Source organism: Lichenicoccus roseus, from assembly GCF_005844085.1.
GTDB classification, from domain to species: domain Bacteria; phylum Pseudomonadota; class Alphaproteobacteria; order Acetobacterales; family Acetobacteraceae; genus Lichenicoccus; species Lichenicoccus roseus.
Genome location: NZ_VCDI01000002.1, coordinates 363,698 through 383,041 on the forward strand (window position 1 = coordinate 363,698; position 19,344 = coordinate 383,041).

A 19,344-nucleotide genomic window follows, 5' to 3' on the forward strand; every position below is an offset into this window, starting at 1 on the left:
CCCGGCTCCCCACCTCTGCGGCATCAGAAGAGATCAGGACACACACGATACCATGGCGACCGAGATCAAGGTGCCCGTGCTGGGCGAGAGCGTGACGACCGCGACGGTGGCGCGCTGGATCAAGCAGCCGGGCGATGCGGTCGCGGCCGACGAGGCGGTGGTCGAGCTCGAGACCGACAAGGTCAGCGTCGAGGTGGCGGCGCCGGAGGCCGGCGTGCTGGGTCCGCTGGCGGTGCAGGAGGGCGAGGAGGTCGCGGTCGGCGCCGTGCTGACGACGATCGAGGCCGGCGGAGTCCAGGCGGGCGGCAAGGCTCCGGATCCCGCGGCCAAGTCGAAGCCGGCTTCGGCGGCGAAGGAGGCAACGCCCGCGACCTCGGCCAGTCCCGCCAAGGCGGCACCGCCGGCGCCTACCGCTGCTCCGGCCGCGCCTGCGAAGGAAGTCGGCGATACCGACTACGACCTGATCGTCATCGGCTCCGGTCCGGGCGGCTATGTCTGTGCGTTGCGCGCGGCCCAGCTTGGGCTCAAGACCGCCTGCGTCGAGAAGCGTGCGACGCTCGGCGGCACCTGCCTCAACATCGGCTGCATTCCGTCGAAGGCGCTGCTGCAGTCGTCGGAGAACTTCCACGAGATCGAGTCGAGCTTCGCGCAGCACGGCATCATGGTGGAGGGCATCAGGCTCGACCTCGCCAGGATGCACGCCCGCAAGGCCGGCGTGGTGGATGCCAACGTCAAGGGCGTCGAGTTCCTGTTCAAGAAGAACGGCGTGACCTGGCTGAAGGGCGCCGGCAAGATAACCGGCCCGAACCATGTCGAGGTGGACGGCAAGTCGTTCTCCGCCAAGAACATCGTGATCGCCACCGGCAGCGACAGCATCGGCCTGCCCGGCATCGAGATCGACGAGAAGCGCATCGTCACCTCGACCGGAGCGCTGGAGCTGGGGAGCGTGCCGAAGCACCTGGTGGTGATCGGCGCCGGCGTGATCGGGCTGGAGCTCGGCTCCGTCTGGCACCGGCTCGGCGCCGAGGTCACCGTGGTGGAGTATCTCGACCGCATCGTTCCCGGTCTCGACAACGAGATCGCGAAGTCGTTCCAGCGCGTGCTCGACAAGCAGGGGCTGAAGTTCAGGCTGGGGTCCAAGGTCACCAAGGCCGAGACCACCGACAAGGGTGTCACGCTGACGGTGGAGCCGGCCAAGGGTGGCGAGGCCACCACCATCGAGGCCGACGTCGTGCTGGTGGCGATCGGCCGGCGCGCGGTGAGCGAGGGCGTCGGGTTGGAGGACGTCGGCGTCGAACTGGACGATCGCAAGCGGGTGAAGACCGACGCGCACTATGCGACCAATATCCCGTCCATCCATGCCATCGGCGACGTGATCTCGGGACCGATGCTGGCGCACAAGGCCGAGGACGAGGGCGTGGCGCTGGCCGAGATCCTTGCCGGGCAGGCCGGGCACGTGAATTACGGGGTGATCCCGTCGGTGGTCTACACCTGGCCGGAAGTGGCGGCGGTCGGGCGCTCCGAGGAGGAGCTGAAGGCGGACGGCGTCGCCTACACGGTCGGCAAGTTCCCGTTCACCGCCAATGGGCGTGCGCGGGCGATGGCGGCGACCGATGGCTTCGTGAAGATCCTGGCCGACAAGAAGACCGACCGCATCCTGGGCGCGCACATCCTTGGTCCGGACGCCGGCACGCTGATCGCGGAGCTGGCGACGGCGATGGAGTTCGGGGCCAGCTCGGAGGATGTGGCGCGCATCTGCCACGCGCATCCGACGCTGAACGAGGCGGTCAAGGAAGCGGCGCTCGCCGTCGAGGGACGCGCGCTGCATATCTGACGACGCAAACGGCCGGCGGAGGGACGCGATGCTGGCGCTGACCATGGGGGACCCGGCCGGGATCGGCGGCGAGATCGCCATCGCCGCGTGGCGGATGTTGCGCTCGACCGGGCCGGCATTCCTGATCATCGCCGATCCTGCCTGGCTGCGTTCCTGTGCCGGCGGCGCCGATTGTCCTCTGGCGGTGCTGTCGGATCCGGTGGAGGCGGCCGCAATCTTCGCCGACGCACTGCCGGTGTGGCCGATCGACCTCGCGGCTACGGCAGTGCCCGGGCGGCCGGACAGCGCCAATGCCCCTGCCATCACCGGCAGCATCGCGCGCGCGGTTGCGCTGGCGCAGGCGGGCGTGGTGAGCGGGATCGTGACCAACCCGATCAGCAAGGCGGTGCTGCAGGCGGCGGGCTTTGCCTATCCCGGCCACACCGAATATCTCGGCGCGTTGATGCAGACGCCCGGCGCCGAGGTGATGATGCTGGCGGGCCCGTCGCTGCGCGTGGTGCCGGTGACGGTGCATTGCTCGCTGCGCCGCGCGGTCGAGACGCTCACCACGGCGGAGATCATCCGGGTGACGCGCACCACCCGCGACGCTCTGGTGCGGGATTTCGGCATCGCCTCGCCACGGCTGGCGATGGCAGGCCTCAACCCGCATGCCGGCGAGAGCGGCCGCATGGGAACCGAGGAGACCAGCCTGATCGAGCCCGCAATGCGCGCTCTGGCGGACGAGGGCATCGCGGTGGTCGGGCCGATGCCGCCCGACACCATGTTCACGCCGGCGGCCCGCGCGCGCTACGATGCGGCGATCTGCATGTATCACGACCAGGCGCTGATCCCGCTCAAGACGCTCGACATGGAGCGCGGGGTCAACGTGACGCTGGGCCTGGATCTGGTTCGTACCTCGCCGGATCACGGCACGGCGTTCGACATCGCGGGCCGGGGCATTGCGTCGCCGGTCAGCCTGGTCGAGGCGCTGCGTCTTGCCGACACCATCGCGCGCAACCGGAGTTCAGCTGCATGACCTGTCGCCTGGGCGTCAACATCGACCACGTGGCGACGGTGCGGAATGCCCGCGGTGGCCTGCATCCCGATCCGCTCGACGCCGCGCGGGCGGCGATCGCAGCCGGCGCCGACGGCATCACGCTGCACCTGCGCGAGGACCGCCGCCACATACGCGACGACGACCTGCGGCGCATCGCGGCGGGCATCGAGGCGCCGGTCAATCTGGAGATGGCGGCGACCTCCGAGATGGCCGACATCGCCGATGCGCTGCGTCCGCATGCCTGCTGCATCGTGCCGGAACGGCGCGCCGAGGTGACCACCGAGGGCGGGCTGGATGCCGCCGGCCAGATGGAGACGCTGGCGCCGATCGTGTCCCGCCTGTCGTCGGCGGGCATCCGGGTGTCGCTGTTCATCGATGCCGATCCTGCGCAGATCGAGGCGGCGGCGACACTGGGGGCCGCGGTGGTCGAGCTGCACACCGGCGCCTATGCGCATCATCCGGAGGCCGAGCTGGACCGCTTGCGTGTGGGCGCACGGCTCGCGACCCGTCTCGGGCTGGAAGTGCATGCCGGGCACGGCCTGACCTTCGACAACGTCGGTCCGGTGGCTGCCATTCCTGAAATACGTGAGCTCAATATCGGGCACTTCCTGATCGGGGAAGCGATCCTGCACGGCCTGCCGCACGTTGTCCGGCATATGCGCGGGCTGATCCAGGCAGCCCGCGCTTGAGACGACGGGGCTGATTGCATCGGCCCGGAGCTGGAGGAGTTTTTGCATGGATTATGTCAATCTTGGCCGCACCGGCCTCAAGGTTTCGCGGCTGTGCCTTGGCTGCATGACCTATGGCGAGCCCGACCGTGGGCCGCATGAGTGGACGCTGGGCGAGGAGCAGAGCCGGCCGTTCATCAGGCAGGCGCTGGAAGCCGGCATCAATTTCTTCGACACCGCCAACGTGTATTCGGCCGGATCGAGCGAGGAGATCGTCGGCCGCGCCCTGAAGGAATATGCAAAGCGCGACGAGATCGTGCTGGCGACCAAGGTGCATGGCGTGATGGCCAAGCATCCGAACGGCGGCGGATTGTCGCGCAAGGCGATCCTGTCCGAGATCGACCAGTCGCTGACGCGGCTCGGCACCGACTACGTGGACCTGTACCAGATCCACCGGTTCGATCCGCACACCCCGATCGAGGAGACGCTGGAGGCGCTGCACGACGTCGTGAAGGCCGGCAAGGCGCGCTACATCGGGGCGTCGTCGATGTATTCCTGGCAGTTCGCCAAGGCGCTCTATCTCGCCGACAGGCATGGCTGGACGCGATTCGTGTCCATGCAGAACCATCTCAACCTGCTGTATCGCGAGGAAGAGCGCGAGATGCTCGGCCTCTGCCGCGAGGAGGGGATCGGCGTCATTCCGTGGAGCCCGCTGGCGCGTGGCAAGCTGGCGCGTCCGCGCTCCGCCGCAGGCGAGACCAAGCGCGACCAGACGGATGCGTTCTCGCGCAAGCTGTACGAGCAGACCGCCGAAGCCGACGGCAAGATCGTGGATACGGTCGGTGCAGTGGCCGAGGCGCGCGGTGCGTCACGCGCCGCGGTGGCACTGGCCTGGATGCTGCACAAGCCGGGCATCACCGCCCCGATCATCGGCGCCTCCAAGGAGCACCATCTGAAGGACGCCCTGGAGGCCCTGACCCTCCACCTCGACCATGCCGAGATCGAGCGCCTGGAGGCCGACTACGTGCCGCACGCGGTGGCCGGCTTCTGAACCGGGCTACTTCTTCGCTGGCGTGGCGGCGGCCGGGGCGGCGGTGACCTCGGCCGCTGCGGGCTGGGCCGGCTCCGGGGGTGGATGGAAGCCGGACGCCCTCGACCAGGTGCTGGCTGGCTGCATGGTCGGCTCCGGCTGGCGCAGGCAGCCACGGACCAGCGGTTCGCAGACGCCGTCCTCGCCGACCGCCTTGTCGTTGTCGCCGGTGAAATGCAGGTCGGTGACCCTGTTGTCGACCAGCCGCAGATTGGCGCTGCAATAGGTGCCGCTGCCGCCGAGCGAGATGCCGCCCAGGTTGAGCGGCAGGTCGACGGTCAGTCCCCCGGTGGCCGACGGCTTGTAGACGTACGAAAACAGCTGCGTCGTGGGGTTGAGCTGCACCGTCTTGTCCGGCGGCCCGGCGCAGGCCTGCACGTCGTTGGCAGACATGCCGATCATCCCGATCTGCGCCTTGTGCGCGTCACGCGACGCACCGTAGCCGCAGCCGGCGAGGATAAGCGCCAGCGCGAGACAGTTTAATTCCCGTGCTACCCTGAGGGTCGACGTCAAGCCACTCTCCATCACCCGGTCACGACCGTGATTGATACGTAAACCGATGTGCCAGGGATGCTGCGGCGAGTTCAAGTGTCCTCGATGCTTTCCCTAGCACTTCCTTCACACCTTGGCGGCTAGAACTCCCTGAGGATCGCAGGGTGCGGCCGACAGGTAGGTCCAAACAGATGTTGAGAGTCGTTCCTGATCAAGAATGGGTCGCCGGGTCGTCGGTCATGCGTCTCGAGCGGATCAAGACCCTGGATGGTGCAAGGGCAAAGCTAACGATGCCCTCGGGTCAGGTGATGGATCTGACCGAGACGGAGTGGCGCGAGGTCGCCAGGGGCGTGCGGAGCCTTTTCCCCAAAACGACTTCTCGGCCTGACGGTGATATCAACCATCCCAAAACAAATACCGCCTGGAGCGCAGAGTTGGATGCCCAGTTGGCCTCCTTCTGGAAACAGGGCTTCGGCTATAAGCGTCTCGCAGAACATTTTGGTCGCACCCGAGGCAGCATCGAGACGCGTCTTTCGCAGCTCGGCATTTTGAAGCTCAAGCCGATGTCTGACATACCGTCGAGCGTGCGTAGGTCGGCAACCCATGGCCCCTCCGTGAACGTGGAGGTCAAGATCGGAGCTCCGGAGCGCTGATCAGGGACCATTCACATCGGTGAGCGATCTTCCTTCGCGCCTCTGGAAATCGATAGACACATCTCCTTCAGAAGCCGTGCAAGGGCTGTGCTCAAGAACCGCATGCATTATCCTTCTTTGCTGCTTGGCCAGACGGCCGGCACGTCCGTGGGGGACCGGCATGGCCACCGAGATCACGCACCTCAAGACCCTCGAGCAGCGCCTGCTCTGGCTTGCCTGCTGGACCATCCACAATGCCAACCACCTGCGGCCGAAGCAGGATGGCGATGTGAAGGTCGGTGGCCATCAGGCCTCCTGCGCCTCGATGGTCTCGATCATGACGGCGCTGTACTTCCACGTGCTGCGCCCCGAGGACCGGGTGGCGGTCAAGCCGCATGCCGGTCCGGTGTTCCACGCCATCCAGTACCTGATGGGCAACCAGACCCGGCAACGGCTGGAGCGGTTCCGCGGCCTCGGCGGCGTGCAGTCCTATCCCAGCCGCACCAAGGATACCGACGACGTGGACTTCTCCACCGGATCGGTCGGGCTTGGCGTCGCCGTCACCGCCTTCGCCTCGCTGGTGCAGGATTATCTTGCCTCGCGCGCCTGGACGGCCGGGCGCAAGCCGGGCCGCATGATCGCGCTGGTCGGCGATGCCGAACTCGACGAGGGCAACATCTACGAGTGCCTGCAGGAGGGCTGGAAGCACGGACTGCGGAATTGCTGGTGGATCATCGACTACAACCGCCAGAGCCTCGACGGCGTGGTGCGCGAGGGGCTTTGGCAGCGCATCGAGGCGATCTTCGGCGCCTTCGGCTGGGACGTGGTTCGGCTGAAATACGGCGCGCTGCAGCAGGCGGCGTTCGCCGAGCCGGGCGGCGACCGGCTGCGCGCCTGGATCGATGCGTGCCCCAACCAGCTCTACTCGGCGCTGACCTACCAGGGCGGTGCTGCCTGGAGACGCCGGCTGCTCGACGCGATCGGCGACCAGGGACCGGTGACGGCGCTGCTCGACCGCCGCACCGACGACGAACTCGCCGAGCTGATGAACAATCTCGGTGGCCAGTGCGTGCAGACGCTGGCGGCGGCGTTCGATGCCATCGACCACGATCGGCCGACGGTGTTCCTCGCCTACACCATCAAGGGCTGGAAGACGCCGCTCGCCGGGCACAAGGACAACCATGCCGGGCTGATGACGCTTGACCAGATGGCCGACTTCCAGTCCCGGATGGGCGTCGCGCCGGGTGACGAATGGGAGCCGCTCGCGACCGTCGACGACCCCGCCGCCTTGCATCGTTTCCTGGACAACGTGCCGTTCTTCGCCGGCGGCCCGCGCCGCTACCAGGCCGCAATGGCGGAGAGTGCCGGTCCGGTGCCGCTCGACGATGCCGAGCTCTCGACCCAGGCCGGTTTCGGAAAGATCCTCGACCGCATCGGCGCGTCCGGCAGCCCGCTCGCCGACCGCATCGTCACCACCTCGCCGGATGTCACGGTGTCGACCAATCTCGGCCCGTGGGTGAACCGGCGCGGATTGTTCGCCCGCGCGAAGCTTGCCGATACCTTCAGGGACGAACGCATCCCGTCGACGCAGAAATGGCACTTCGCCGACACCGGGCAACATCTCGAGCTCGGCATTGCCGAGATGAACCTGTTCCTGCTGCTGGCCGCCGCCGGCCTCTCGCACGAGCTGTTCGGCGAGCGCCTGCTGCCGGTCGGGACGGTGTACGACCCGTTCATCGCCCGCGGCCTCGATGCGCTGAACTATGCCTGCTATTCGGATGCGCGCTTCCTGCTGGTCGGCACGCCGTCGGGGGTGACGCTGGCGCCGGAAGGCGGCGCGCACCAGTCGATCGGCAGCCAGCTGATCGGCATCAGCCAGCCCGGGCTGGTCGCCTACGAGCCGGCCTACCTGGACGAACTGTCCGTCCTGATGGACTGGGCCTTCGTGTACATGCAGCAGGAGGATGGCGGATCGATCTATCTGCGTTTGACCACGCGGCCGCTGCCGCAGCCGTCGCGCCGGAGCGGCGCGGATTTTGCGCGCGACGTGATCGACGGCGCCAGCTGGTGGCGCGAGCCCGGCCCGAATGCGGAGATCGTGCTCGCCTACCAGGGCTGCATCGGCCACGAGGTTCTGCAGGCGGCGGGCCGGCTCGGCGACGGCTATCGCGACATCGGCGTTCTGGCGATCACCTCGGCCGACCGGCTGCTGTCGGGCTGGACCGCGGCACAGCGCGGCGAGAGCGAGGAGAGCCATGTCGGGCGCCTGTTGTCCCGGCTGCCGCGGCATTGCCTGCTGGTGACGGTGACGGACGGCCATCCGGCGACGCTCGGCTGGCTTGGTTCGGTGTGCGGCCATCGCACCGTGTCGCTCGGTGTGGAGCGGTTCGGCCAGACCGGCACCATCGCCGACCTCTATGCCCTGAACGGCATCGACGTAGACTCGATCGTGCGCGCGGTGCAGCGTCATGGCGGGCGGCGGCTGTCGGCTGCGTCGTGACCGCGGATCGGATCGAGGTGGCGGCATGAGTTTCGACAGGTTGGCGCAAGCCACGGCACGCGCCTGCGGACGACCCCTGAGCTTCATCACCGCCGCCGCGCTGGTCATCATCTGGGCGGTCACCGGGCCGCTTTTCGGCTACAGCAATACCTGGCAGCTGGTGATCAATACCGGCACCACCATCGTCACGTTCCTGATGGTGTTCCTGATCCAGAACACCCAGAATCGCGACACCGATGCGCTGCAGGTCAAGATCGACGAGTTGCTGCGCGTGACCGAAGGCGCACGGCTCGCCTTGCTCGACCTCGAGGAGATGAAAGCCGACGAGCTCGAGCGCATCAAGGGCGGCTTCGTCGAGCTTGCCCGGCGTCACAAGAGCGAGCCGGACGACCCGGGCAACCGGGAGGCGATGGGGCGGGGCTGAGTTGCCTGGCACCAGCCAACCGCGAAATGCCATGCGGCGGCGGGTGCCTCACGGGACCGGCGGACCGGACCACAACTATTTTGACGTGGCAACAAGCGGAGGTCGGGCATGCCGGTCGTGAAATACAGGTCGCAGCAGCCCGGACTGGTTCCCCGCCGCACCAGGATGGAGGTGCCCGGCTGGGCCGGCGTGTCCGAGCCGAGACGGGACGGCTCGATGGAGCATGCCTGGCATTGCCTCCCCTTCACCGAAGCGGCGCGCGCCGGCATCGAGCTATGCTATCCGCACCCGGACGAGCTGCGGGTAAGCAGGCGCGATGGAAAGCTTGAATTTGAGGGTGATTTCGGCAGCGGGGACGAGCGCCGGCCGCCATTCCGCAACTTCGGCACGGAATATTTCACCTACCAGCTTCTGCTGGACCTCAAGGTCGCGGACGGCCTCGCGCTCAAGACGGAGCCGCACCCGCGCTTCTTTACCGACACGACGGGCACCGCTCCGATCGCCGTACCGGCGATCATCCGCCACTGGTGGCCGATGATCTATTTCGCGGTCTTCAAGGCCCCCCGGGAGGGCGAGGCGCATGTGTTCCGGCCCGGCGAGCCGTTCATGCAGATCACCCTGGTCTCGGAGGAAGACGCACCCGAACTGGTGCCGATGTCGGAGGAAGAAGCGGCGGAGCGGGAATTGCAGTCGCGCCGCATCTATGAAAGCCGCTCGTCGCTTGGCGCCGACAGCCAGTGGACCTCGGCGACCAGCACGGTGTTCGACGGCACCTACCGCCGGCTGCTGGCGGCAGCCAGGGGGAGCCGGTCCGGCGGCGGATAGCCCGGCGCCGGTGCCACCTGCTCAGTAGGGGCGGTGGTGGTGGTGATGGTAGTGCCGGCGGCGGTGATAGCGGTGGTGGTGGTGATGGTGGTGAGGCAGGAGCAGCTGCACATCCTGCACCGCGGGCGCCGTGGCCTGCGGGGCCGCCTCGGCCGCGGCGGCTTCGCTATGCAGCACCTGCAGCGCGTTCGGGATCGGCTTGAGCAGATCGGCATACGAGGCAGCCGGCGTAAGGGCGTTGTCGATTGTCGCCATCTCGGCACGTGCCGGGGCGGCGCTCGCGAGGGCGCCGACGGCGCCCAGCAGAAAGAGTACGTTCTTGTCCATGTTTCCTCCCGCGCCGTGTGGGGGCGCCTGCGATCACACTCGACCACAACGCGAGAGCTATGGGGAGTTTGAGACAATAGTGTGGCCAACGACGCGAAAGGGTGGAGCCGCCAGCCGGGGCGGCCACGCTCCGGACCTCAAGATTGCCAGCCGATCGACCGGCGCAGAAACTCGAACCCCAGAGCGACAAAGCCTGCCACCTCGGCATTGTCCTTGCCGTAGCCGTGGCCGCCCGCGGCCGGTTCGTAGAAGCTCGCGTCGTAGCCCATCGACAGCAGCTTGGCCGCCATCTTGCGCGCGTGGCCCGGATGCACGCGGTCGTCGCGTCGCGCGGTGGCGAGCAGGATCGGCGGATAGGGGCGGCCCGGCTCGGCTGCATGATACGCCGACATCGGTCCCAGGAACGCCCAGTCCGCCGCCACGTCCGGGTCGCCGTATTCCGCAATCCAGCTCGCACCCGCGAGCAGCTTCGAATAGCGCCGCATGTCGATCAGCGGGATGGTGCAGAACAGCGCGCCGAACCGCCCGGGGTAGCGCGTCAGCATGTTGGCGATCAGCAACCCGCCGTTGGAGCGGCCCTCGGCGGCGATCCGCGCAGGCCTGGTGACGCCGCGTTGCACCAGGTCGGCGGCGACTGCGGCGAAATCGTCGTGCGACAGCCGCTTGCCTTCGCGTCGGCCGGCCTCGTGCCAGCGGGTGCCGAACTCGCCGCCGCCGCGCAGGTTGGCCACCACCGCGGTGCCGCCGCGCTCCAGCCAGAGCTTGCCGGTGGCGACCCCGTAGGTCGGCAGTCGCGACAGCCGGAAGCCGCCATAGCCGGACAGATGCACAGGGGCGTTGCCATCCTGCGTCGCCGGTCCGGTCTGCACGTAGGGGATGCGCTCGCCGTCCGACGACACAGCCTCGTGCCGGGTGACCACCAGACCGGTCGCATCGAAAGCGGCGGGAGCCTGCTTCAGCACCGCCGGCGCCGAGAGATCCGGCGGCACCAGCAGCAGCGTTGGCGGGGTGACCGGATCCTGCACCACGGCGAGCAGGCTGCCGTCGCTCTCCTCCGCCTCGGCATCGAACGGCCAGGCGCTTGCGGTGCCGACCTGCGGCAGGCCCTCGATGGTTCGCTCCTCCCAGCCGCCGGGTGTCAGCAGCACGAACACCGGACGCAACTCGTCGAGGATGCTCAGCAACAGCCGGCCATCGAGCCAGAACATGCCCTGCAGGGCGCGGCGCGGCTGCGGCGTGAACGCCACCCGCACCTCGCGGCTGCCCGCAAGCCAATCCGCCAGCCGGATCACCAGCACGCTGTCCGGCGCATGGGTCGCATCACCCAGCGTCCAGGCCGTGCGCGGCCGCAGCGCGAGCCAGCCACGGCTCCAGCGTGCGGAGGCGTCCGTCGGCCACTGCATGCGCTCGGCAGGTCCGTTGCGGTCTCCCAGCCACATCGTGCTGTCGAAGAAGCCGGTCTGGTCGGTGAACACCAGCCGGTCCTCCTCGCGATCGTAGCCGCCGCCGGCGCCCATGCTTTCGTGCGGCACCTCGATCAGTACCGTGGCCTTGGCCGGATCGGTGCCGCGCGACCAGAGCCGGACCGTTCTGGCATAGCCGGACGCGGTAGCGCCGCCGAAGGCGGAGGACAGCAGGAGCGTCTCGCCGTCCAGCCAGTCGACACCGCCCTTGGCTTCGGGAAGCGTGAAGCCGCCCACGATGAAACGCCGCCCGACAAGGTCGAACTCGCGCAGTACCGAGGCGTCGCTCCCGCCGCGCGACAACGAGACGATGGCGCGCCGATGATCGGGATGAAGGGTGGACGCACCCTGCCAGATCCAGTCCTCGCCCTCGTCGGTCGCCAGGGCGTCGATGTCGAGCAGGATCTCCCACTCCGGCGCAGCGCTGCGATAGGAGGCAAGCGTGGTGCGGCGCCAGAGCCCGCGCGGATGCGCACCGTCGCGCCAGAAGTTGAACAGCAGGCCGCCACGCCGCGTCGGCACCGGCAGGTTGTCGGGGCGGTCGAGCAGAAGCCGCAGCGTCTCGCGGTCGGCGTCGTATCGGGCACCGCCGAAGCGCGCGAGGGTGGCGGCGGTCTGCGCGTCCGCCCAGCCGGTGGCGCGCTCCCCTTCGACCTCCTCGAGCCAGAGCCAGGGGTCGCGGTCGGGGTCGGCGAGTGTCGGCAGGTCGGTCATGTCGTGTCCCCTCAGGTCCGGCCTTCGCGGCGCCAGGCGGCGAACAGCAGGGCCAGCAGCACCGGCAGCACCAGCCATGCCGGCAGCAACGGATCGGTGCGCGTGCCGGTCACCACATGCGCGCCGGTGCGGGCCAGGCCAATCCAGCCATCGCCATGCGCGTTAGCCCCGCGCTGCACCAGCCGCAGTTGCGGTATCACGGTCTGCGCCGGATCGTCGCCGAGCCATGCGATGCCGCCGCCGGTCCGGGCCGCCACCGGCGCCAGCCTGGTCGCGGTGGCACGCAGGTCGGCGATCTCCTCGGGATCGCCGGGCAGCGCCGCCGCATAGGCGTGCCGCGTACCGTCGGTGACCTCCCAGATGCCCGGCGCCTCCGCCTTGCCGCTGCCGCGCAACAGGCCGCCACCGGCGGAGGCCAGCTGCAGGCTGCCGCGATCGCCGTCCGGCGCCACCACCTGCACGTCGTGCGCCGCCTGGGCGTCGATCGAGCGGCGCGTCACCAGCAGGCGGCCCTGCTCGATGCGGGCCCGCAGCTGCTCCTCCTCGAGGTCAGGCTCCTTCATCAGCCAATGCGCAATCCGGCGCAGCAGCTCCGCCTGCGGGCCGCCGCCGCCCTCGCCACGCGACCACAGCCAGATCTGGTCGGACAGCAGCACCGCGACACGCCCGCGATCGACATGGTCGAGGACCAGCAGCGGCGATTGCCCGCCGGCGCCGTCCGGGCTGGTGAGCAGCACCTCGCCATGCGACTGGTCGGACCGCAGGGCGCGATACCACGGACCCCAGCCGGCTTCTCCGCTGGCATCGGCGGCAGGGATCTGCGGCAGGTCCGCGGTGACCGGATGGCGCCGTCCGAGCGTGGTGGGCGCCGGCCGGTACCTTTGCTGCACCAGGCCGCCTTCCTCGGGGACATGCACCGGCAGGATGTCGCCGAGCGGCGTATCCTGCAGGCTGCCACGGCCAATGAACTCCGGCCCTGCGGTGAGCAGCAGGCCACCGCCGCCGCGCACGAAGTCGGCGATGTTCTGCAGGTAGGCGAGCGGCAGGATGCCGCGGTTCTCGAAGCCGTCGAGGATGATCAGGTCGAAGCTGTCGATCTTCTCCTGGAACAGCTCGCGGGTCGGGAAGGCGATCAGCGCCAGCTCGTTCAGTGGCGTGGTGTCGTCCTTGTCGGGCGGCCGCAGGATGGTGAAATGCACCAGGTCGACCGCCGGGTCGGCCTTCAGCAGCCGGCGCCAGACCCTCTCGCCCTGGTTCGGCGCGCCCGACACCAGCAGCACCCGCAGCCGGTCGCGCACGCCGTTGATCTGCACCACCGTCTGGTTGTTCAGGGTGGAGACCTCGCCGGGCAGGGTGGATGCGGTGAGCTGCACCAGCATCGGCCCCGGATGGGTGACCGGCAGGGTGATGTCCTGCGCCACGCCGACCTGCACCTCATGGGTGATGGGTGTCTCGCCGTCCCGCCTGAGGGTCAGCGTGGCATGCGCGCCCGCATCCGGCTGGCCAGCCGTCGGCGGCCCGAGATCCTCGATTTGCACGCGGATCGTCGCGTCATGGCCGATGATGGCGTAGGGCGGCGCCGACAGGACCCGCAGCCGGCGGTCGGTCTGCTCGCCGGACGCCACGATCAGCGCCTGGAACGGCACCGCCGCCGCCGTGGCTCCGGAAGCCGGTGGGAGATCCTGCGCGGCCTGCGCCACGTCGTGCACCTGGCCATCGGTGACCGCGATCACCCCGGCCAGCTGGCCAGCCGGCACATCCGAGATGGCTCGCCCGATGGCCGCGAACAGCCTGGTGCCGCCGCCGGTCGCGGGGTTGCCCGGCGGCACCACGACGGTGCGCAGCGTCAGTCCGGGGATATGGCCGGCCTCTTCGCGCAGCCGGGTCGCGGCGGCCTGCGCAAGCTGGCGTCGCTGTGCGACCGACATCGAGGCGGTCTGGTCCAGCACGAGCAGCCCGGTCTCCGGCAGCGCCTGCCAGGTGGCGCGGACCAGATGCGGGCCGGCGAGCCAGCCGAGCAGCAGCGCGAAGCCGGCCAGGCGCCAGGCGGTGCCGCCGGCCCGCAGCGCGAAGCCGATGCCGAGCGCCAGGACACAGAGGATCGCGAGGGTGATCAGCAGCGGCGTCGGCAGCAGCGGCGCGAAGCCCACCGAAGCCACGTGCGACAGCACGCCGCCTGCTTGCGAGATAGCCGCCGGGGAAGCTGCGTTCATTCGCCGAGGCGCTGCAGCAGGGCGGGGACGTGCACCTGGTCGGCCTTGTAGTTGCCGGTCAGCGCATAGATCACCGCATTGACACCGAACCGGTAGGCCATGGTGCGCTGCGCCTCGCCGTCCGGGATGACCGCGTACGGGGTCCCGCCGGTCTCGTCGACCGCCCATGCGGCGGCCCAGTCGTTGGCGCCGATGATCACCGGGCTGACGTTGTCGTTGCCCTGGTCGGCGCCGGCCGCCACCCAGACCGGCGCGCCGACGGTACGGCCGGGGAAGGCGTGCAGCAGATAGAAGCTGTGCGCCAGCACGTGGCCGGTGCCGACCTGTGCCAGCGGCGGAATGTCGAGCCCGCGCGTCGCCTGCCGCAGGGCGCGCGCGCCGTCGCCTTCGTCACCCGGATTGCTTGCCAGGCCGGGCTCGGCGCCGGCCTGGGTGTCGATCATCAGGATGCCGCCATGGCTCATGTACGTGTTCAGGGCGGCGATCGCGGTGGGGTCGGGATGCGCGCCGGTGGTTACCGGCCAATACAGCAACGGGTAGAACGAGAGGTCGTCATGGCCCGGCTGCACCGGGTCCGGGTGGCCGAGCACCGCGGAGGTGCGGGCGTTGACATAGCTCGAAAGCCCTTCGAGGCCCTGGCGCGACACCAGGTCGGTGTGCGCGTCGCCGGTGACGACGAAGCCGAGACGGGTCTCCTCCGCCGCGGCCGGGACCGGATCGGCATGCGCGGGCCTTCCTGCCAGGCACAGCAGCACCAGCGCTGCCGCGGCGCCGGTGCGGGCAGGCAGACGCAGCAGGCCGCGTAGCCACAGCGTCGCGAGCAGGTCGATGGCCAGCAGCAGCAGCCCGCCTGCCAGCAGCCATGGGCCGAGCGGGCGGTCAGGGGCACGGTCGGCGAGATCGGACTGGGTGCCGATTGCGGCACTCGAAGCCAGTGCAGGTAGCGCGTCGCCGGCATTCAGCGCCCGGCGGTCGGAGCGCGGGCCATACAGTCCCGGCGGGTGGGCGGCGGAGGCGGCGACGTGGCCGATGGCGTGCGCCGGTACGCCGAGGGCCGAGGGCGGCGGCGGTCCCAGCACGCCATCGCCGTCGAATGTCGCGAACGGCGCCAGCATGACGTCGCCACCGGCGGCATCCCGGTCCTGTGCGAGTTGTCCGACCGAGCGCTCCACCAGCCGGTGCAGCATCTGCACGAACAGGCCGGAGAACGGCAGGCTGGACCAGTCGCCGGTGGCGGTGACGTGGAACAGCACCACCTGACCGGAGCCCAGCGGCACGTGGGTGACCAGGGGGGTGCCGTCGGACAGCCTGGCCCAGGTGCGACGGTCGAGGTCGGCCGCCGGCTGCGCCAGCACCTGCCGGCTGACGCTGACATCCGATGGCACGGCAAGGCCGGCGAACGGGCTATCCGGCGGGAACGGTGCCAGCGTCGCCGGATGGGTCCAGGACATCGCCCCGCCCAGGGTCCGGGAGCCGCCGAGCAACGGGCCCGGCAGCAGGTCGTCGGCTGCATTCCGGGCAACCTGCGCGCCTGCATCGTCTGCATCGGCGTCGTCCGGCGCTGCCTGGTCCGGCGCCTGCTGCTGGAGAGCGGCGAGGCGGGGGCCGGCGAAGCGGACCAGCATGCCGCCGCCACGCACCCAGGCAGATACCCGGTCGCGGCTGGCGGCATCGTCCAGGGCGCCGTCCGGCGCGATCAGCACCGAGATCTGGCGCGACAGCAGGTGCGCCACGTCGCCGGTGCGCAGCTCGGTATCCGGCGACAGCGCACGCTCGAGATAGAACAGCGGGCCGATCAGCGGCGTGTCGCTGAAGCCACCGCCGCCGATCAGCCCGACCGGGCGACGCCGGTCGCCCTCGTCCAACAGGCGGATGCCGCCGGTACCGGGTACGCCGTCGAGCGCCAGCCGGGCGATGCGGTTGCGCAGCTCGACCGGCAGCACGAGCGCCACGTCGCCAACCCCTGCACCGGACGGGATGCGTCCCTGCACCCGTGCAAGCACGCCGCCCTGCGCATCTTCCGCGCGTACCGTGAAGCCGCGCAGCATGGGTCTGGGCAACGCGCCGACCCGGACGACAAGGCGGTCCGGCTGCGGCAGCGGCGCCAGCAGCAGGCGCAGGGACGCGGTGTCGGCACGCAGTTCCGTAACCGGTGCCAGCCGCCGCAGTGCCGCGCCGAAGCCAGGGTCCGCGGCGGTGGCGACGCCGTCGGCGACGTAGATCACCTGCCCGATCCCCGAACCCGGCAGCACGACGTGGCCACGATCGGTGTTCCAGGCGGTTGGCCGCATGGCATCGAGCATGGCGCGCAGCTGGGAGGCGGGGACCAGGGCCGGAGCGGCATGCGGCATGCCCGCCCCCGCCGCCAGGGGAGCCGTGGTCAGCAGGGCCACGCCCCGGTGATCGCGTCCGGCCTGGTCGAGCACGGCGTCGACCGCCGCGATGCGCTGCGGCCACTCGCTTGCCGCCGCCCAGCCATTGTCCAGCACCACCAGCATCCCGCCGCTGCCGCTGCGCGAGGTGCCGTGCTGCACCAGCACCGGTTGCGCCAGTCCGGCGATCAGCAGCAGGGCGGCGAGCAGCCGGAGCAGCAGCAGCCAGGGCGGCGCGCGACGGGTTTCCTGCCGGCGCTGGGCCAGGCCGGCGAGCAGCAGCATGGCCGGGAAAGCCTGCCGGCGCGGTGCCGGCGGGATGGCGCGCAGCAGCCACCACAGCACCGGCAGCGCCGCCACGGCGAGCAGCAGCCAGGGGGCGAGCAGGATCATGCCAGGGTCACGACATGGATCCGACGGGGCGGACGGCTGCGGCGGGTGCTCCGGCACGCTGCGCCGACAGCGCCTGGTGCAGGTCGAGCAGCGCCGTCTGCGGCGGCGTATCGGTGCGGTGCAGCGTCAGCCCGAAGCCGGCATTGCGGCAAAGGGCGGCGAGCGCCTCCTGGTGCCGGTGCAGCGCCTCCAGGTAGGGGCCGCGCACATCCTCGGCGCGCGGTACCAGCATCGGCGCCTCGCCCTCCAGTCCCTCGAAGCGAACGCGGCCCCGATAGGGCATGTCGAGTTCGGCCGGATCCAGCACCTGCAGCACATGGCAGCCGACCGGCATCGCGGAAAGCCGGACGAACAGCGCCTCGATCCGGTCCGGCGGCGCCAGCAGGTCGCCGACCAGCACCAGCCGCGAGCGGCGCGGCAGTTCCAGCGCCGGATCGGGCAGGCCGGGGCTGGTATCGCGCTCTTCCGCCAGCGCTCCGGCATGCAGGAGCTGGTCGCCCAGCCGCGCCAGCGCATGCTGCCCGGACACCCGCCCGGTGCGTCCGGCGCCGGTCGCCAGCCGCACATGCTCGCCACCACGCAGGGCGAGCGAGGCCAGGGCCAGCAGCAGCAGCTCCGCCCGCTCCAGCTTGGTCGGCAGCTGCCGGGTGGAACGCCAGCGCATGCTGGGCGAGAGGTCGGGCCACAGGCAGACGGTCTGAGCCGCTTCCCACTCCATCTCGCGGACATAGGCACGGCTCGACCGGGCCGACTGCCGCCAGTCGATCCGCGTGGCCGGCTCGCCCGGGACCGCCGCCCGGTACTGCCAGAAGCTGTCCCCCATGCCGGCGCGCCGCCTGCCATGCACGCCCTGGGCGACCGTGCTCGCCACCTGCTCGGCAGCGACCAGCAGCGCCGGCAGCCTCGCCCCGATCGCCTGCGCCTCGGCGAGGGCCGCATGCGGGGAGCGGGGGGAGGCGGTCGCGGGAGCTGCGCCAGCCCGCCGGCTATCAGGCTCCCCGGTGGCCGGCGCCCCGACGCCACGACCGCGGCCCCGCGGCCACCGCCAGGAGGCGGTGAAGCTCATCCAAGCCTTTGCAACAGGCCGTCGATCAGGCCCGGCAGGGTGGACCCCTCCGCGCGCGCCGCGAAGGTCAGCGCCATGCGATGCCGCAGCACCGGCTGCGCCAGGGCGATGACATCCTCGATGCTTGGCGACAGCCTGCCATCCAGCAGGGCCCGCGCCCGGCAGGCCAGCATGAGCGCCTGCGCCGCGCGCGGTCCGGGCCCCCAGGCGATGTCGCGCGCCAGCCGGCGGTCGTCGCTGCTCTCCGGCCGGGCCTGGCGGACCAGGCGCAGTATCGCGTCGACCACCGTCTCGCCCACCGGCAACCCACGGATCAGGGTCTGCGCCGCCACCAGTTCGCCGGCACCGAGCACCGGTTTCGCCACCCCCGCCCGCGCGCCGGTGGTGGCGAGCAGCATGGCGCGCTCGTCGGTCTCGCTCGGATAGGTGAGGTCGATCTGCAGCATGAAGCGGTCGAGCTGCGCTTCCGGCAGCGGGTAGGTGCCCTCCTGTTCGATCGGATTCTGCGTCGCCAGCACATGGAACGGGCGCGGCAGCGGATGGTCGACGCCCGCCACCGCCACCCGGTGCTCCTGCATCGCCTGCAGCAGCGCCGACTGCGTTCGCGGGCTGGCGCGGTTGATCTCGTCGGCCATCAGCAGCTGGCAGAACACCGGGCCGGGCACGAAGCGGAAGCCGCGCCGACCGTCCTGGGTCTCATCCAGGATCTCGCTGCCGGTGATGTCGGCGGGCATCAGGTCCGGGGTGAACTGCACCCGCTTGGCGGCGAGGCCGAGGACGGTGCCCAGCGTCTCGACCAGCAGCGTCTTGCCGAGGCCGGGGGCGCCCACCAGCAAGCCGTGGCCCCCCGAGAGCAGGCAGACCAGCACCTCGCCGACCACCTGCTGCTGGCCGTAGATGACCTGGCCGATCTGCGCCCGCACCTCGCCGAGGCGCCCGGTCAGCCGGTCGGCCTGCGCGACCGCATCGGCTGCGGCATCGTCCGGACGGTCTGCGCCGGTGCCGTGGCGTTCCCCCGCCTGATCCTTGTCGATGATCGCGATCCTCCGGCCGGCGGCGCTTGCCGATGCCTCTTGGGGTGGTTGATGCCAGGATACAACAACGATCGCGGCACCGCCCGGACGACGCCGGCACCTGCTCAATCTGACAGGTCCGGGGCTTTCATCAAGCGGTCAGCGCTCCCTATATCGAGGAACTGCAAGTCAACACGATGGGAAGAGCGTGTGAGTGCTGAGGGTTCAGATCGGTTCGGAACGGTGCCGCAGAAGCACGGCCCGGCCGTCTTCGACGCGCTG

15 protein-coding genes are annotated in these 19,344 nt (G+C 70.1%); 8 read left to right on the plus strand and 7 right to left on the minus strand.

From position 1 onward, the window contains the following. Nucleotides 1-52 precede the first annotated feature (52 nt). Genes lpdA through FE263_RS07020 form a run of 4 tightly spaced genes read left to right on the plus strand, consistent with a single transcriptional unit; the run spans nucleotide 53 to nucleotide 4,589 of the window. Entirely contained in the window at nucleotides 53-1,834 is a 1,782-nt protein-coding gene (gene lpdA, locus FE263_RS07005) for a dihydrolipoyl dehydrogenase (RefSeq protein WP_138325250.1), read from the plus strand. Nucleotides 1,835-1,862: 28 nt separating this feature from the next. Continuing rightward, entirely contained in the window at nucleotides 1,863-2,849 is a 987-nt protein-coding gene (gene pdxA, locus FE263_RS07010; RefSeq protein ID WP_138325251.1) for a 4-hydroxythreonine-4-phosphate dehydrogenase PdxA, read from the plus strand. Continuing rightward, on the plus strand, nucleotides 2,846-3,559 hold the full coding sequence (locus FE263_RS07015) for a pyridoxine 5'-phosphate synthase (protein WP_138325252.1): 714 nt from the start codon (nucleotides 2,846-2,848) through the stop codon (nucleotides 3,557-3,559). Before pdxA ends, FE263_RS07015 begins: the two co-directional genes overlap by 4 nt. Nucleotides 3,560-3,605: 46 nt before the next feature. Further along, nucleotides 3,606-4,589 (plus strand): aldo/keto reductase, encoded by a 984-nt coding sequence (locus FE263_RS07020; RefSeq protein ID WP_138325253.1) that lies wholly within the window; start codon nucleotides 3,606-3,608, stop codon nucleotides 4,587-4,589. Between the two features lie 6 nt (nucleotides 4,590-4,595). Here the strand turns inward: FE263_RS07020 and FE263_RS07025 are convergent, their stop codons facing one another. After that, nucleotides 4,596-5,141 carry a hypothetical protein gene (locus FE263_RS07025; protein WP_138325254.1) on the minus strand — a complete coding sequence of 182 codons (546 nt, stop codon included), beginning with the start codon at nucleotides 5,139-5,141 and terminating at the stop codon, nucleotides 4,596-4,598. A 170-nt stretch (nucleotides 5,142-5,311) separates the two neighbouring features. On the opposite strand from FE263_RS07025, the gene FE263_RS07030 reads away from it, so the two are divergent. The 4 genes from FE263_RS07030 to FE263_RS07045 all read left to right on the plus strand — a co-directional run bounded on the left by FE263_RS07030 (nucleotide 5,312) and on the right by FE263_RS07045 (nucleotide 9,501). After that, on the plus strand, nucleotides 5,312-5,773 hold the full coding sequence (locus FE263_RS07030; RefSeq protein WP_138325255.1) for a hypothetical protein: 462 nt from the start codon (nucleotides 5,312-5,314) through the stop codon (nucleotides 5,771-5,773). A 160-nt stretch (nucleotides 5,774-5,933) separates the two neighbouring features. Next, nucleotides 5,934-8,252 carry a transketolase gene (locus FE263_RS07035; protein ID WP_138325256.1) on the plus strand — a complete coding sequence of 773 codons (2,319 nt, stop codon included), beginning with the start codon at nucleotides 5,934-5,936 and terminating at the stop codon, nucleotides 8,250-8,252. Nucleotides 8,253-8,277: 25 nt separating this feature from the next. Then, nucleotides 8,278-8,676, plus strand: coding sequence for a low affinity iron permease family protein (locus tag FE263_RS07040; protein WP_138325257.1), 399 nt, complete (start codon nucleotides 8,278-8,280; stop codon nucleotides 8,674-8,676). Between the two features lie 108 nt (nucleotides 8,677-8,784). Then, the gene (locus FE263_RS07045; RefSeq protein ID WP_138325258.1) at nucleotides 8,785-9,501 is read left to right on the plus strand and encodes a hypothetical protein; all 717 of its coding nucleotides are present in this window, start codon (nucleotides 8,785-8,787) and stop codon (nucleotides 9,499-9,501) included. Between the two features lie 21 nt (nucleotides 9,502-9,522). Here the strand turns inward: FE263_RS07045 and FE263_RS07050 are convergent, their stop codons facing one another. The 6 genes from FE263_RS07050 to FE263_RS07075 all read right to left on the minus strand — a co-directional run bounded on the left by FE263_RS07050 (nucleotide 9,523) and on the right by FE263_RS07075 (nucleotide 18,993). After that, nucleotides 9,523-9,828: a hypothetical protein gene (locus FE263_RS07050; protein WP_138325259.1), complete on the minus strand. Its 306-nt coding sequence runs from the start codon at nucleotides 9,826-9,828 to the stop codon at nucleotides 9,523-9,525. Between the two features lie 137 nt (nucleotides 9,829-9,965). Then, on the minus strand, nucleotides 9,966-12,005 hold the full coding sequence (locus tag FE263_RS07055; RefSeq protein WP_138325260.1) for a prolyl oligopeptidase family serine peptidase: 2,040 nt from the start codon (nucleotides 12,003-12,005) through the stop codon (nucleotides 9,966-9,968). Nucleotides 12,006-12,016: 11 nt separating this feature from the next. Next, nucleotides 12,017-14,218, minus strand: coding sequence for a VWA domain-containing protein (locus FE263_RS07060; RefSeq protein WP_171033986.1), 2,202 nt, complete (start codon nucleotides 14,216-14,218; stop codon nucleotides 12,017-12,019). Then, the gene (locus tag FE263_RS07065; protein ID WP_138325261.1) at nucleotides 14,215-16,983 is read right to left on the minus strand and encodes a DUF4159 domain-containing protein; all 2,769 of its coding nucleotides are present in this window, start codon (nucleotides 16,981-16,983) and stop codon (nucleotides 14,215-14,217) included. The genes FE263_RS07060 and FE263_RS07065 overlap by 4 nt, the downstream gene beginning before the upstream one ends. Nucleotides 16,984-16,990: 7 nt before the next feature. Then, entirely contained in the window at nucleotides 16,991-18,049 is a 1,059-nt protein-coding gene (locus tag FE263_RS07070; protein ID WP_138325262.1) for a DUF58 domain-containing protein, read from the minus strand. Continuing rightward, nucleotides 18,046-18,993 carry an AAA family ATPase gene (locus tag FE263_RS07075; protein ID WP_240759279.1) on the minus strand — a complete coding sequence of 316 codons (948 nt, stop codon included), beginning with the start codon at nucleotides 18,991-18,993 and terminating at the stop codon, nucleotides 18,046-18,048. Before FE263_RS07075 ends, FE263_RS07070 begins: the two co-directional genes overlap by 4 nt. Nucleotides 18,994-19,344 lie beyond the last annotated feature (351 nt).

What these genes read in the sequence shown, in the direction of transcription:
- lpdA (WP_138325250.1), top strand. Translation starts at nt 53, where the DNA reads ATGGCGACCGAGATCAAGGTGCCCGTGCTGGGCGAGAGCGTGACGACC.
- pdxA (WP_138325251.1), top strand. Translation starts at nt 1,863, where the DNA reads ATGCTGGCGCTGACCATGGGGGACCCGGCCGGGATCGGCGGCGAGATC.
- FE263_RS07015 (WP_138325252.1), top strand. Translation starts at nt 2,846, where the DNA reads ATGACCTGTCGCCTGGGCGTCAACATCGACCACGTGGCGACGGTGCGG.
- FE263_RS07020 (WP_138325253.1), top strand. Translation starts at nt 3,606, where the DNA reads ATGGATTATGTCAATCTTGGCCGCACCGGCCTCAAGGTTTCGCGGCTG.
- FE263_RS07030 (WP_138325255.1), top strand. Translation starts at nt 5,312, where the DNA reads ATGTTGAGAGTCGTTCCTGATCAAGAATGGGTCGCCGGGTCGTCGGTC.
- FE263_RS07035 (WP_138325256.1), top strand. Translation starts at nt 5,934, where the DNA reads ATGGCCACCGAGATCACGCACCTCAAGACCCTCGAGCAGCGCCTGCTC.
- FE263_RS07040 (WP_138325257.1), top strand. Translation starts at nt 8,278, where the DNA reads ATGAGTTTCGACAGGTTGGCGCAAGCCACGGCACGCGCCTGCGGACGA.
- FE263_RS07045 (WP_138325258.1), top strand. Translation starts at nt 8,785, where the DNA reads ATGCCGGTCGTGAAATACAGGTCGCAGCAGCCCGGACTGGTTCCCCGC.
- FE263_RS07050 (WP_138325259.1), bottom strand. Translation starts at nt 9,828, where the DNA reads ATGGACAAGAACGTACTCTTTCTGCTGGGCGCCGTCGGCGCCCTCGCG.
- FE263_RS07055 (WP_138325260.1), bottom strand. Translation starts at nt 12,005, where the DNA reads ATGACCGACCTGCCGACACTCGCCGACCCCGACCGCGACCCCTGGCTC.
- FE263_RS07060 (WP_171033986.1), bottom strand. Translation starts at nt 14,218, where the DNA reads ATGAACGCAGCTTCCCCGGCGGCTATCTCGCAAGCAGGCGGCGTGCTG.
- FE263_RS07065 (WP_138325261.1), bottom strand. Translation starts at nt 16,983, where the DNA reads ATGATCCTGCTCGCCCCCTGGCTGCTGCTCGCCGTGGCGGCGCTGCCG.
- FE263_RS07070 (WP_138325262.1), bottom strand. Translation starts at nt 18,049, where the DNA reads ATGAGCTTCACCGCCTCCTGGCGGTGGCCGCGGGGCCGCGGTCGTGGC.